10 protein-coding genes are annotated in these 13,146 nt (G+C 69.7%); 4 read left to right on the forward strand and 6 right to left on the reverse strand.

Translation table 11 applies throughout. The annotated features are described in order from the left end of the window. Window positions 1-12 precede the first annotated feature (12 nt). The 3 genes from MYSTI_RS06135 (at window position 13) to MYSTI_RS06145 (ending at window position 5,630) form a co-directional block, all read left to right on the forward strand. Window positions 13-1,509 (forward strand): polyamine aminopropyltransferase, encoded by a 1,497-nt coding sequence (locus tag MYSTI_RS06135; RefSeq protein WP_015346844.1) that lies wholly within the window; start codon window positions 13-15, stop codon window positions 1,507-1,509. Beyond that, a complete protein-coding gene (locus tag MYSTI_RS06140) occupies window positions 1,500-3,131 on the forward strand; it encodes an FAD-dependent oxidoreductase (RefSeq protein ID WP_015346845.1) in 1,632 nt (543 codons plus the stop codon). Before MYSTI_RS06135 ends, MYSTI_RS06140 begins: the two co-directional genes overlap by 10 nt. Window positions 3,132-3,272: 141 nt before the next feature. After that, on the forward strand, window positions 3,273-5,630 hold the full coding sequence (locus MYSTI_RS06145; RefSeq protein WP_015346846.1) for an arylsulfatase: 2,358 nt from the start codon (window positions 3,273-3,275) through the stop codon (window positions 5,628-5,630). Window positions 5,631-5,706: 76 nt separating this feature from the next. Here MYSTI_RS06145 and MYSTI_RS06150 read toward each other — a convergent pair whose 3' ends face one another. The 5 genes from MYSTI_RS06150 to MYSTI_RS06170 form a co-directional block, all read right to left on the reverse strand. Then, the gene (locus MYSTI_RS06150) at window positions 5,707-6,864 is read right to left on the reverse strand and encodes an acyl-CoA dehydrogenase family protein (protein WP_015346847.1); all 1,158 of its coding nucleotides are present in this window, start codon (window positions 6,862-6,864) and stop codon (window positions 5,707-5,709) included. A 70-nt stretch (window positions 6,865-6,934) separates the two neighbouring features. Then, a complete protein-coding gene (locus tag MYSTI_RS41290; RefSeq protein WP_015346848.1) occupies window positions 6,935-7,267 on the reverse strand; it encodes a hypothetical protein in 333 nt (110 codons plus the stop codon). Between the two features lie 83 nt (window positions 7,268-7,350). Next, a complete protein-coding gene (locus MYSTI_RS06160; protein WP_233278185.1) occupies window positions 7,351-7,950 on the reverse strand; it encodes a hypothetical protein in 600 nt (199 codons plus the stop codon). Window positions 7,951-7,964: 14 nt separating this feature from the next. Then, the gene (locus tag MYSTI_RS06165; RefSeq protein ID WP_233278186.1) at window positions 7,965-10,442 is read right to left on the reverse strand and encodes a BamA/TamA family outer membrane protein; all 2,478 of its coding nucleotides are present in this window, start codon (window positions 10,440-10,442) and stop codon (window positions 7,965-7,967) included. A 154-nt stretch (window positions 10,443-10,596) separates the two neighbouring features. Beyond that, the gene (locus MYSTI_RS06170) at window positions 10,597-10,986 is read right to left on the reverse strand and encodes a RidA family protein (protein WP_015346851.1); all 390 of its coding nucleotides are present in this window, start codon (window positions 10,984-10,986) and stop codon (window positions 10,597-10,599) included. Between the two features lie 119 nt (window positions 10,987-11,105). Between MYSTI_RS06170 and MYSTI_RS06175 the strand changes: the two genes are divergently transcribed. Then, window positions 11,106-11,612 (forward strand): YybH family protein, encoded by a 507-nt coding sequence (locus tag MYSTI_RS06175; RefSeq protein WP_015346852.1) that lies wholly within the window; start codon window positions 11,106-11,108, stop codon window positions 11,610-11,612. Window positions 11,613-11,758: 146 nt separating this feature from the next. On the opposite strand, the gene MYSTI_RS06180 is transcribed toward MYSTI_RS06175, so the two are convergent. Further along, window positions 11,759-13,111 carry a sigma-54-dependent transcriptional regulator gene (locus tag MYSTI_RS06180; RefSeq protein WP_015346853.1) on the reverse strand — a complete coding sequence of 451 codons (1,353 nt, stop codon included), beginning with the start codon at window positions 13,109-13,111 and terminating at the stop codon, window positions 11,759-11,761. Window positions 13,112-13,146: the final 35 nt, after the last annotated feature.

Genomic DNA, 13,146 nt, shown 5'->3' on the forward strand with positions numbered 1-13,146 from the left:
TGAAGTGACGACGTGAACAAGACGCTGCTGTACATCACCGTCATCGTCATCGCGACGTGTGGGCTCGTCTACGAGCTCGTCGTCGGCGCGTTGGCCAGCTACCTGCTCGGTGATTCCATCACCCAGTTCTCCACCGTCATCGGTGGCTACCTCTTCGCGATGGGCATCGGCAGCTACCTGTCGCGCTACATCGACAAGGGGGTGGCGCAGCGCTTCGTGGAGGTGGAGCTGGCGGTGGCGCTGTTGGGCGGCATCTGCGCGCCGCTCCTGTTCCTCACCTTCACGCTGACGGACCTGTTCCAGGTGGCGCTGTACGGCAGCGTCATCGTCATCGGCACGCTGGTGGGGCTGGAGATTCCCCTCCTGCTGCGCATCCTCAAGGACCAGCTGAAGTTCAAGGACCTGGTCAGCCAGGTGCTGTCGCTGGACTACCTGGGCGCGCTGGCGGCCAGCGTGGCGTTCCCGCTGCTGCTGGTGCCCAAGCTGGGGCTGGTGCGCACCTCGCTGTTGTTCGGCATCCTGAACGCGGCGGTGGGCCTGTGGAGCACGTGGCTGCTGGCGCCGCTGCTCGGCAATCCCCTGCGCCTGCGCATCAAGGCGGTGCTGCTGACGGTGTTCCTCATCGTCGGCTTCGCGCTGGGCGACCGGCTCACCACGTTCTACGAGGACCAGCTCTACGCGGACGACGTGGTGCACGCGTCCAGCTCCCCCTACCAGCGCATCGTCCTGACGCGCGGCAAGCGGGGCTTCTCGCTGTTCCTCAACGGCAACCTCCAGTTCGCCAGCATCGACGAGTACCGCTACCACGAGTCGCTGGTGCACCCGGCCATGGTGCGCGCGGGCAAGATCGACCACGTCCTCATCCTGGGCGGCGGAGATGGGCTGGCCGCGCGCGAGGTGCTGCGCTACCCCGAGGTGCGCTCCGTCACGCTGGTGGACCTGGACCCCTCCATCACGAAGCTGGCGATGGGCTACGACGAGCTGTCCCGCCTCAACGAGAACTCCATGAAGGATGCCCGCATGCGCGTGGTCAACGCGGATGCCATGCAGTTCCTCATGGAGGGGGACCAGCACTACGACGTGGTGATCGTCGACTTCCCGGACCCTAACAACTTCGCGCTGGGCAAGCTGTACACCACGGGCTTCTACAAGCTGCTCAAGAAGCGCGTGGCTCCGGATGGCGTGGCCGTGGTGCAGAGCACCAGCCCGCTGTTCGCCCGGCGCTCCTTCTGGTGCGTGGAGACGACGCTGAAGGCCGCGGGCTACTGGACGCAGCCGTACCACGCGCTGGTGCCGTCCTTCGGCGAGTGGGGCTACGTGCTCGTGGCCCACGAATCCCCCGGACACCACCGGCCGCTGCCGCAGGGCCTGCGCTTCCTGGACATGGACACGCTGGAGACGCTCACGCACTTCCCTCCGGACATGGGCCCGCTGCCCGCGGAGGTGAACCGGCTGAACAACCAGGTGCTGGTCCACTACTACGAGGCGGAGTGGCGGAAGTGGAACTGACGCGGCGGGAGCTCATCGCCGCGTTCCTCGGCTCGGCGGTGGCCAGCGCGTGCAAGCGCGAGCCCGCCCGAGCGCCCATCCCCGGCGCGGTGGTGGACCGCGCGGTGGAGGTGGGCCACAAGCTCCGAGGCGGCCCGCTGCCGCGCGCGCAGACGGTGGAGCCCGTGGACGTGCTGGTGGTGGGCGCGGGCGTGGCGGGCCTGTCCGCCGCGTGGCGGCTGATGGGCGCGGGCGTGAAGGACGTGCGCATGGTGGAGCTGGAGGCGGAGGCCGGAGGCACGTCCCGCTCCGGGCGCAACGCCGTCTCCGCCTTCCCGTGGGGCGCGCACTACCTCCCCGCGCCGCTGGAGGACAAGGGGCCGGTGGTCCGGCTGCTGCGCGAGATGGGCGCGGTGACGGGCGTGGACGCGGAGGGGCGGCCGACCTTCGAGGAGACGCTGCTCATCCAGGAGCCCGAGGAGCGCCACTACTATCGGGGCCACTGGTACGAGGGGCTCTACCTGCGCGTGGGCGCGACGCCCGAGGACCTGGCGGAGCTGGAGCGCTTCGACACGCGGATGAACGCCTTCGCCGCCGCGAAGGACGCCAAGGGCCGCAAGGCCTTCGCGGTGCCCACCGCGCACTCCAGCGACGACGCCGAGTGGACGGCGCTGGATGCGCTGAGCATGGCGGACTGGCTCACGCGCGAGGGCTTCCGCTCCTCGCGCTTGAAGTGGCTGGTGGACTACGCGTGCCGCGACGACTACGGCGCCACGTCCGAGCACATCTCCGCGTGGGCGGGCATCTGGTACTTCGCCGCGCGCCAGGACGGGCACGGTGAGCGCAGCGAGGGCTTCCTGAGCTGGCCGGAGGGCAACGGCCGGCTGGTGCACCAGCTCCGCTCCGCGCTGCCGCCCCGCGTGCTGGAGCGCGACGTGCTGGTGCACACCGTGGAGCCCGGGGAGCACGGCTGCCGGGTGGATGCGCTGGATGCGCGCACGGGGCAGCCTCGCTCGTTCCAGGCGCGGCAGGTGGTGCTGGCGTGTCCGCGCTTCCTCGCCGCGCACGTGGTGGCGCCGTGGCGGACCGCGCGACCCGGGTGGATGGAGGCGTTCAGCTACGCGCCGTGGGTGGTGGCGAACCTGACGCTGTCGACGCCGCCGGAGTCGCGAGGCTTCCCGCTGGCGTGGGACAACGTGTTCCAGGAGAGCAAGAGCCTGGGCTACGTGGTGGCCACGCACCAGCAGCTTCGCCAGTACGAGCGCGGCCCCACGGTGCTCACGTGGTACCTGCCCATGTCGGGCGGCGACGTGAAGGCCGAGCGGCAGAAGTCGCTCTCCGCCACGTACGAGGACTGGGAGGCGCTCGTCATGGCGGACATGCGCCCCGCGCACCCGGGCATCACCCAGCAGGTGCAGCGGCTGGAGGTCATGCGCTGGGGCCATGCGATGGTGCGGCCCACGCCGGGCTTCATGTGGGGCGCCGCGCGCAAGGCCGCGCAGGAGAGCCTGGGCAGGAGCCTGCACTTCGCGCACACGGACCTGGGGGGCCTGGCGCTCTTCGAGGAGGCCAACTGGTTCGGCGTGAAGGCCGCGGAGCGGGTGCTGGCGGAATTGGGCCAGCCGTCCTCGAGCTGGCTGTAGCCCGCGCGCCGTCCAGCGGCGGGCGTGCCGGGCCTTGCCCGCTCGGGTCGTCCCGAAGGGCAGCGGTGGCTGTTCAGTCGCGTGCTCATTCCTGACCTTCGGGGCCGGTGAGGTGTTCCGCCGGCTCGGGGAGGCCTCGACATGTCGCTCAAGGAATACAAGCCGGGCAGCACCTTTCCGGGGACCATCGGCCGCACCTGGGAGCAGTCCTCGCCCGCGTGGCCCCAGCCGCTGCGCGCGAAGCCAGGCGCGCCCAACGTCCTCTTCATCGTCCTGGACGACACGGGCTTCGGGCACCTGGGCTGCTACGGCTCGCCCATCCACACGCCCCACCTGGACAGGCTGGCGAAGGGCGGCCTGCTCTACAACAACATGCACACCACCGCGCTGTGCTCACCCACGCGCTCGTGCATCCTCACCGGCCGCAACCACCACTCCAACGGCATGGCCACCATCACCGAGGTCTCCCTCGGCTACCCCGGCTACAACGGCACCATCCCGTTCGAGAACGGCTTCATCTCGGAGATGCTGCAGGAGCAGGGTTACAACACCTATGCGATAGGCAAGTGGCACCTGACGCCCGCGGAGCAGACGAGCGCGGCGGGCCCCTACAACCGCTGGCCGCTGGGCCGCGGCTTCGAGCGCTACTACGGGTTCCTGGGCGGTGACACGCACCAGTACTACCCGGACCTCGCTCACGACAACCACCCGGTGCTGCCACCCAAGACACCGGAGGAGGGCTATCACCTCACCGAGGACCTGGTGGACCGGGCGGTGGACTTCATCGCGGACGCCAAGCAGGTCGCTCCCGACAAGCCCTTCTTCATGTACTTCTGCACGGGCGCGATGCACGCCCCGCATCACGTCCCGAAGGAATGGGCGGACAAGTACAAGGGCCAGTTCGACGACGGCTGGGATGCCTACCGGCGGAAGGTCTTCCAGCGGCAGCTCAAGCTGGGCGTGATTCCTCCGGGCACCCAACTGTCCCGGCATGACCCGGACGTGGCGGACTGGGACAGCCTGCCTCCCGACGAGAAGCGCCTCTATGCCCGCATGATGGAGGTGTTCGCGGGCTACCTGGAGCACACGGACCACCACATCGGCCGGCTGCTGAAGTTCCTGGAGGAGACGGGGGAGCTCGACAACACGCTCATCATGGTCATCTCCGACAACGGCGCGAGCGCGGAGGGCGGGCCCCATGGCTCCGTCAACGAGCTGAAGTTCTTCAACAACACCCCCGAGTCGCTGGAGCAGAACCTGGCGGCACTGGATGACCTGGGCGGGCCGAAGTACTTCAACCACTACTCGTGGGGCTGGGCCTGGGCCGGGGACACGCCGTTCCGCCGGTGGAAGCGTGAGGTCTACCGCGGCGGCACCACGGACCCGTTCATCGTGCACTGGCCCAAGGGCATCAAGGCCCGGGGGGAGATTCGCCCGCAGTACTGCCACGCCATCGACATGGTACCCACGGTGCTGGACTGTCTGGGCGTGGAGCCACCCGTCGCGCTGCGCGGTGTCACGCAGTCGCCCATCGAAGGCGTCAGCTTCCGCCACACTTTCGACGACGCGCGCGCGGAGAGCCGGCACCACACGCAGTACTTCGAGATGTTCGCCCAACGCGCCATCTACCATGACGGTTGGAGGGCGGTGTGCCCCTTCCCGGGCCCGTCCTTCACCGAGGCGGGCGAGGGCTTCGGCGAGTCGAGGCTCACCGAGGAGCGGCTGCGCAAGCTCGACGCGGAGGGGTGGGAGCTGTACCACGTCGCGGAGGACTGCTCGGAGACGCGGAACCTGGCGGAGGAGGAGCGCGGCAAGCTCCTGGAGATGATTGCCCTCTGGTACGTGGAGGCGGGTCGCTACAAGGTCATGCCGATGGCGTCGCCGGACAAGGCGCTCTTCTCGCTGGAGCGCCCGCAGCTCAGCCCGGACCGCAAGCGCTACGTCTACCGTCCACACACGTCGCCCGCGCCGGAGAACGTGGCCGTGCATGTGCTCAACCGTCCGCACTCCATCACCGCGAAGGTGGACGTGGAGGGCGATGTCGAGGGCGTGTTGTTGAGCCACGGCGGGCTCACCGGCGGCTACACCTTCTTCATCCAGGACCGCAGGCTGCACTACGTCTACAACTTCGTGGGCGAGCGGGAGTTCCACATCGAGTCGGGAGTGGAGGTGCCCGACGGACGCACGGAGCTGCGCTTCGAGTTCGAGCCCACCGACAAGCCGGACCTGGAGGCGGGCAAGGGCGCTCCGGGGCGCGGCAAGCTCTTCATCGACGGGGAGTTGGTCGCGCAGAGCGACATCGCCGCCACCATGCCGCTGGTCATCAGCCTGGGCGAGGGCCTGACGTGCGGACGCGATGACAACTCCGCGGTGAGCACGCTCTACCGGACGCCGTTCGCGTTCCGCGGAGGCACGCTGCGCGAGGTGGTGGTGGACGTGTCCGGTGAGCACCTCCACGACGAGAAGGCGGAGAAGAAGACCGCGATGGCTCGGCAGTAACGAGGATGGCGGCGCGTCGCCGCCCACGGGGCCCGGCCTCCTCCCTGCGCTTCTGGGAGGCCGGGCCCTCGCTTCTTCAGAGGTTCGGCAAGGGCGGGTCGAAGCCCAGCAGGACGCCTCCGGTGATTTCCAGCGTGGGGCGCGCCACCATGGCGTGCTGGGTCAGCGTGTGGATGTCCCGGAGGCAGCGCTGGAGCGCGTGGGTGTGGAACACGGCGGGCCCTCCCGCGGCTTCGTACACGCGGTCCACCGCGCGCGCGGCGGCGCGGGTGCCGTGAGTCATCGCCAGACGCAGGTCCGCGCGGGCGCGCATCGAGACCGGACCCTTCGTGGACGCGTCGAAGGTGGCGTGAATCACCTCCAGCAGGAAGGCGCGGGCGGCGCGCACCTCCGCGTCCGCTTCGGCGACCGTCTCCTGGACGGCGGGCCGCGCGGCCAGGAGCCTGCGCTCGACGAGCACCGTCTTCTGCCGGGCCAGGGTGAGGAGCTCGTCGATGGCTCGGCGCGCGATGCCCAGCGCCACCGCGGGAATCGCGTGGCCGAGCAGGCCGAAGGGAAAGCCATACAGCGGCCGGGAGACTCGCGGCGGCGCGAGCAGCGTGAAGGCGTGGTCCTCGCGGACGAAGAGGTCCCTCACCTCCATGTCCCCGCTGCCCGTGCCGCACAGGCCCAGGGAGAACCACGTGTCGTGCAGCGTGACGGACTCGGCGGGGAAGTAGAGCAGGCGCGTCTCGGGGACGCCCTCGCGCACGAAGCGGGGGTTGCCGCCTTCCGTCACCACCGCGCCGCCCACCAGCCAGTGACAGTGATGACCCGCGCTGGCCCAGGGCCAGCGGCCCGTGACGCGATAGCCTCCCTCGACGCGCTCGGCGCGGCCCAGCGGGGCGGCCACGCCTCCGATGATGACCTCCGGCGAGGAGAAGACCGCGCGCGCCACGGACTCCGGCAGCCAGGCGGACGACAGGCCCGTGCTGGCGCCAATCATCGCGCACCAGCCCGCGGCGCCATCCGCTTGCGAGAGGGCTTCGATGACCTGGAACGAGAGCGCGGGATGCAGCTCCAGTCCTCCGTATGCCTCGGGAATCAGCATCCGGAAGAAGCCCGCGCGGGCGAACTCCGCGATGACGTCTGGAGGGAGGCGCCGTGCGCTCTCGAACTCGGCGGAGCGCGCGGACAGGCGCGGCGCGAGCTCCACGGCGGTGGCCAACAAGGGGTGTGGAGGAAGGCTGGTCATGACAGACAGCCTAGGAAGACCCGCCTCTCGCTCGCCAGGGGCCAACGAGGTGGAATGACGTGAAGAGGGCCTAGCTTCCACCCAGGTGGGTGACGTAGCGCGTGCGCCCGTCGGGCAGACGCTCCGCGTGGGGCGAGGGCTCTGAGTCCACGGCGATGATGACGATGTCGCTTCGCTCCCTCAGCGCGGCGAGCTCGCTGGGCCGCAGCTCCACGGGGCGGCCTCCTCCCGCGCCATGCGGGAGGAAGAGCGCGCGGTCCTTCTCCAGATACAGCACGGGGACGCGAGGCCCCGAGGTCTCGACGGCCTCGGGCACGAAGACATGGACCGTCTGGGCGAGTGACTCCAGTCGAGCGTCACAAGCAGTCAGCAATGCGAAGAGCGGAATCATCCAACGACGCATGACAGTCCTCATGGCCTCGGCCGGAGGCCGGGCGCTTCGAGATTCGTGAGTGAGTGAGTGAGGCTCGCGACGGGCGCGAGCACTCAGTTGGAAGGCGTCACTTCGCAGCGCCCGGAGGCGCGCTGGGAGAGGTCTTCCGCGATGGAGCGCAACAGGGGACCCGTCAAGGTGGAGAGGCTGGCGTCGGTCTCCCCTCCCTCCTTGCGGGTGAGCCACGCGGCCATCCGTCCCAGACTGGCCGCCGTCACCACGTTCAGCCGCACCTCCACCTGGATGACGAAGCGGTCCGTCTTCTCGGGAGGGTCCTCCAGCGTCCACGCCACGCGGTCCAGCTTCAGGGCCTGGGCCCCCTCCGGCAGCGTCCTTCCGTCCAGTGCGTAGCCTTCACGGGTGAAGGCAATCACCTGGGTGAGTCGCGCGCTGTCCACCCGGGTGTTGAACCAGAGGGCCCGGCGCTTCCACAGCGTCAGCTCCACTTCCAGCTTCCCCGCCATGCCCAGCCGGACCAGGCGGTCCAGCTCCTCCGAGAGGAAGGCGAACACCTCCGAGCGGGCCAGCACGCGCCGCCCGGACAGCGTGGCGGTGCAGGTGACTCGAGGTGCCTCGGCCATGGCGGTGGGCGCGAACAGTCCCGCCGTGGCCACCAGGGCCGCGCCGAGAGTACGTCGGGTCCATGTCCCCATCCGTGCCATGGGCCTCAGAACGTCCGAACGAAGAACAGGCGGGCCTCGGGCGTGGACGTGGCCTTCTCGTCCGTGCGCCACGCGACGTCCACGCGCACCTCGTCGCTGAAGTGGAAGGTGCCACCCACGCCCAGCCGCGCGTCCCCCCACTTCTTCTCCGCGCGCACCGTGCCCAGGTCCGCGAAGACGCCGAACACGTGCCACCGGTACTCGGCCGTCGCGAGCACCGACACGTCGCCGCGGAACTCCTTGAAGCCGAAACCGCGCAGCGCGCTCCATCCTCCCAGCGCCTCGCGCTTCTGCTCGGGCAGGTCATCGCCGCCCGCGCCGCGCAGCCGCAGTCGCAGGCCCTCGTTCCAGCCGGTGGGCAGCACCAGCGACACGTCGCTCACCAGCTTCCAGAAGCGCTGGTCGGGGCCAGTGACGGCGGGGCCCTCGCCGACCTCCAGCGTGGCGAAGCCGTGCAGGAACGGGCCGTCATTCCAGTCCACATCCGGGTCCGTCAGGGCCGTCTCCGGCGAGCGGAAGAGCGAGCCCACCTTCGTGTTGCGCGGCGTGCTGCTGGTGTACTCCACCCGCGCGATGACGGACTGGAAGCGGCCCTCGTCCACCGGCGCGTTGGGGAAGGGCGGCGAGTCGCGGCGGAACAACGTGAGTGGCGGGGTGAGGCTCTTCATCGACGTGTAGCGGTCGCTGCGGTACTCGACGCCCGCGAGCCAGTCCTCCGCGATGCGGAAGGTGGCGAACGCCGCCACGCCCTTGCGGCGGAAGTAGTCGCGGTCCGGTCGGTTGATGAGCACCGAGTAGAGGGACGAGTCGATGTCGCTCATCCGCCAGCGGTCCAGCGTGTCGGTGAAGTCATGCGCCTGGGCACCCAGCTCCACCAGGCCCACCGAGGGAATCTCCACCTTCGCGCCGGCAAGCAGGTTGATGCGGCGCTGGCGCTTCGTCGCGTCCGGATCATCCGCGACGTGCTGGCCCTTCAGGCGCAGGGGCAGGATGAGGGCGGCATCCAGCGTGGTGTGGATGCGGTCCTTCACATCCCAGACGCGGAAGGTGCCCGAGAGCCCCGGCGCGAGTCCCGTCACCTGCGTGTGCAGGGGGATGAAGTCCACGTCGACGTCCGGGCTTCGCGGACGCACGTGCACCACCAGGCGACGTCCGTCCAGCGTGATGCCTCGGCCGTCCTCCTCGTTGTTCCACTCGGCGAAGAGCTCCCGCCAGCTCAGCTCGAACTCGTACTTCTCATGGCGCCGGCGCTCCTTGCGCTTGGGCTCCTGCGTCTGGAAGTGGCGGGTGCCGTCCTCCGCGCGCTCCGTGACGACGCGCGCCTCGCGGCCTCGGGAGATGTCATCCGGGTCCGCCGACACGCTCGCCGCCTCGAGGAACGGCAGGCGCGACTCCAGGCGCTCCATGGCGCGGCGCGCATCACTGCGCAGGAAGACCGTCCCGGGCTTGAGGTCCATCGCGTCGCGCACGCGGGCCGCGACGGAGCCATCCACGCCGACCACGTCCACGCTCTCCAGCTGGCCTTCATCGACGACCACGATGAGCTGTCCCTCGGGAGACAGCGTTCCGGAGAGCCTCGCGAGCAGGTAGCCGCTGGTCCGCAGGCCGTTGAGCGCGCGCTGCATCGCGCCCTCCACGCCGCCTTGGATGAGGCCGGGCACGAAGCCGCCCTTGTCCATGCGGGCCAGCCACTCCTTCGGGGGGCGCTGCGGAGGGCAGGGCGTGCTGACCGTGAGCACGCCACGCGCGCCGTTCATCCGCACGGTGGCGACGAAGTCGTCGTCGTCGTCGTCCTCGTCCTCGTCGGTGATGCGGTGGGGGAGGCGGAAGAGCTCGTCGAGGATTTCGTCGTCCTCGATGTCGCGCAGGCCCTGGATCTCCACCGAGGTCACCACGGGGTTCTCCTCGAGGTGGACCTCCATCACGACGGGGCCCTGCTCGGGGACCCGCAGGCGGGGCTCCACGCGGGCGAAGAGTCCGGTGAGCGCGAGCCGGCGCAGCATGGCCTGGAGCTGCTGCGGCTTCTGGGGCGTCCGCGGGTCGTCCAGCGGCGTGCCGATGAACGTGTAGACCTGGGCCTGCGTCAGCCGCTGGAGGCCATGCAGCTCGACGACCTCGGGCGTGAGGGTGCGGCCGCCCAGGTTGAGCTGGAGGGGCGTGAGGACGGAGGTCTCGTCCACGTCATCGTTGCGGAGGTCTTCTTCGCACGCGTCCAGGTTCTCGTGCTTCTTGGAGGGCTTGTCGCCGTCGTCGGATATCAGCGTGAGCGACCAGGACTTCTCCTGGTCGGCGTCGCGCTTCTTGTCCGCGTCGCGAGCCTGGGGCGGGGCGGCTTCGGGGCTGGGGGCCGGGGGCGCGGGCTCGGCCGGGGCGGGCGGAGCCGGGTTGGGAGCAGTCGTCTGCGGCGCGGGCTGTGCGCTGGCGACGAGGGAGACGATGCCGAAGAGGAGCGCGAAGCGGTTCATGCGTGGGGGACAGAGCACGCAGCGTTCCAGGCGGTCCGTCGCGGCAAGTGCTTGAAAGGACGAGTGCTGGCCCGCCGTACCGATGTCATGGACACATCCTGATGTGAAGCCTGGATGTGATACTGACATCGAGGGCCTTGATTGCGTCGGGGTGTCGAGGCGCGCGAGGACGTCACAGGGGCGCGGCGGCGACGGCTTCGATTTCGAGCAGCCAGGCCTCGTCGTAGATGCCGGTGATGATGACCGTCAGCGCGGGCTCATGGGCGCCGAGGACCTCGCGGCGGATGGCGCTGTTCGAGTCACGGTGCTCGCGGCGGCTCAGGAAGGTGGTCACCTTCACCAGGTGGCGGAGCTCCAGTCCGGACGCGGCGAGCACGGCTTCGAGGTTGGCCCAGACCTGACGGCACTGCGCGTCGAAGGTATCGGGCACGGTGCCGTCGGCGCGGGTGGGAATCTGCCCGCTGATGTGGAGGAGCCGCGCGGGCGTCACCACCTCGTACGCGTGGACGTAACCGCCTCCGGGGGCCTGGGCTCCCGGAATCATGCGCCCGTGCGTCGTCATGCGTGACTCCCTGGGGTGATGGGTGGCGGGGACGCTCGCAGAGGCGTTCGAGGGAGGCAACTGCGCCAGGGCTTTGTGGCAGGCTGCCCGGCCGTTTCTTCTGGAAAAGGAGCTTCAACGTGATTCGCAGTCTTCCCACCCGGTTGGCCATGGCGTGCTCGCTTCTGCTCCTGCCCCTGGCCTGTGCTCACGTGGACCCTGTGCGGGACGAGAAGGACATCCGGCAGCTCGTGGACGCGCAGACGGAGGCGTGGAATCGCCACGACGCGGTGGCGTGGTCCAAGGACTTCTCGGCCGACGCGGACTTCATCAACATCGCCGGGACGGTGTTCGAGGGGCAGCAGCAAATCGAGACGCGCCACGCGCAGGTCTTCGAGGCGCTCTTCAAGAACAGCCACAGCAAGGTCACGGTGCGGCGGGTGTCGTTCCCGGTCGCGGACATCGCCGTGGTCGACACGATTCACGAGGTGACGGGGCACAACGGCCTGCCGCCGGGAGTGCAGGACACGGAGCCTGGGCTCTTGCGCACGCAGATGCGCTACGTGATGAAGCGCGAGAATGGAGGCTGGCGCATCGTCGCGGGGCACAACACCGACGTGAAGCCGAAGCCTCCGCCGAAGCCGTAGTTGCTGGAGTGCATCGGGGCGCTCACGTCACAGGACGTCCGAGCGCTTCGATGCCAGCGGCAGGGGCCCCGAGGGGAAGGTGCTCAGCGCGGCAGGATGCGAACGCATGGAGGTGCTGAGCGCGCGCGTTGTCTTGGCGACGGCGCTCAGGCCACCGGCATCCCGAGCGCCTTGATGCGACGGTAGAGGTTGCCCCGGTCCACTTGGAGCAGTCGTGCGGCGCCGGCGATGCTCTCGCCCTCCGCGAGGGCCGCGCGGATGAGCTCCCGCTCGAAGTCCTCGACGTGCTCGCGGTAGCTCTTGTCGCCCAGCTTGGGGCTCGTGGTCTGTGCGGGAGCGAGTGGACTGGAGACTGCCTCGGGACCCAGGGACATCGGGCCGCCCGCGCGCAGCAGGTTGAGCCGTTCGATGACATTGCGCAGCTCCCGCACGTTGCCGGGCCACGAGTAGGCGCGCAGCGCGATGTCCGCGCCGGGAGCCAGGACGAGCGGGACTTCGGGCCCCGCGAACTCCGCCGCGAAGGCGCGCGCCAGCGGGAGCAGGTCGTCCAGTCGCTCGCGCAGCGGAGGGATGTGCAGCGGCATTACGTTGAGGCGGAAGAAGAGGTCCTGACGGAAGCGTCCCTCTTTCACCGCACGAGCCAGCTCCTGATGCGTCGCCGCGAGGACACGCGCGTCGACCGGCACGGGAACGGAGCCGCCGAGCCGCTCCACCTCTCGCGTCTCCAGGACACGCAAGAGCTTGGCTTGGAGCTCCAGCGGCATGTCGCCAATCTCGTCGAGCAGCAACGTGCCGCCGTGGGCTTGCTCGATGCGTCCCGCGCGTCGGCTCACCGCGCCGGAGAACGCGCCCTTCTCGTGGCCGAACAGCTCGCTCTCGAGGAGCGTGGACGGGATGGCCGCGCAGTTGACCGCGACGAGCCGGCCCTTGCGTCCCGAGGCCAGATGCAGCGCACGGGCGACGCGCTCCTTGCCCGTGCCCGTCTCGCCGGTGATGAGCACCGCGGCGTCGCTGGGCCCCACGCGGGCGATGAGCTGCCGCAGCGTGTTCATCGACGGGCTCTCGCCCACGAGATGTCCGGGGCGGGCGAGTGCATCGAGCAGTCGCTCGCGCTCCTCTTGGAGCGAGCCCAGCGCCATCGCGTTGCGGAGCGCGGTGACGAGGCGCTCGGGGGAGGGGGGCTTTTCGACGAAGTCCGTCGCCCCGAGCTTCAGGGCCTGCGCGGCCTCGGAGGGAGAGGCTTCACCCGACAGCACCACCACGGGCACCGGAAGCGGGCGAGGCAGCCGCGCGAGGAACTCCAGTCCCGTCTCTGCTGGCATGCGCAGGTCGAGGAGCATCACGCTGGGAAGTCCCTCGGGCGCATCGAGGACGCGAGAGGCTTCGGCGGTGGAGCGGGCCTCGACGGGCGTGAAGCCCTCGTCGCTCAGCAACCCGCGCAGGGCCTTGAGGACACCAGGGTCGTCATCGACAACAAGGATTCGTGGGCCGGGCTTCATGAGGTCGTCACAGGTGTCGAAGAGGGGCGAAGAGG

Origin of the sequence: Myxococcus stipitatus DSM 14675 (assembly GCF_000331735.1) — a bacterium.
GTDB classification, from domain to species: Bacteria; Myxococcota; Myxococcia; order Myxococcales; family Myxococcaceae; genus Myxococcus; species Myxococcus stipitatus.

What these genes read in the sequence shown, in the direction of transcription:
- MYSTI_RS06150 (WP_015346847.1), bottom strand. Translation starts at nt 6,864, where the DNA reads ATGACCAGCCTTCCTCCACACCCCTTGTTGGCCACCGCCGTGGAGCTC.
- MYSTI_RS41290 (WP_015346848.1), bottom strand. Translation starts at nt 7,267, where the DNA reads ATGCGTCGTTGGATGATTCCGCTCTTCGCATTGCTGACTGCTTGTGAC.
- MYSTI_RS06180 (WP_015346853.1), bottom strand. Translation starts at nt 13,111, where the DNA reads ATGAAGCCCGGCCCACGAATCCTTGTTGTCGATGACGACCCTGGTGTC.
- MYSTI_RS06145 (WP_015346846.1), top strand. Translation starts at nt 3,273, where the DNA reads ATGTCGCTCAAGGAATACAAGCCGGGCAGCACCTTTCCGGGGACCATC.
- MYSTI_RS06170 (WP_015346851.1), bottom strand. Translation starts at nt 10,986, where the DNA reads ATGACGACGCACGGGCGCATGATTCCGGGAGCCCAGGCCCCCGGAGGC.
- MYSTI_RS06160 (WP_233278185.1), bottom strand. Translation starts at nt 7,950, where the DNA reads ATGGGGACATGGACCCGACGTACTCTCGGCGCGGCCCTGGTGGCCACG.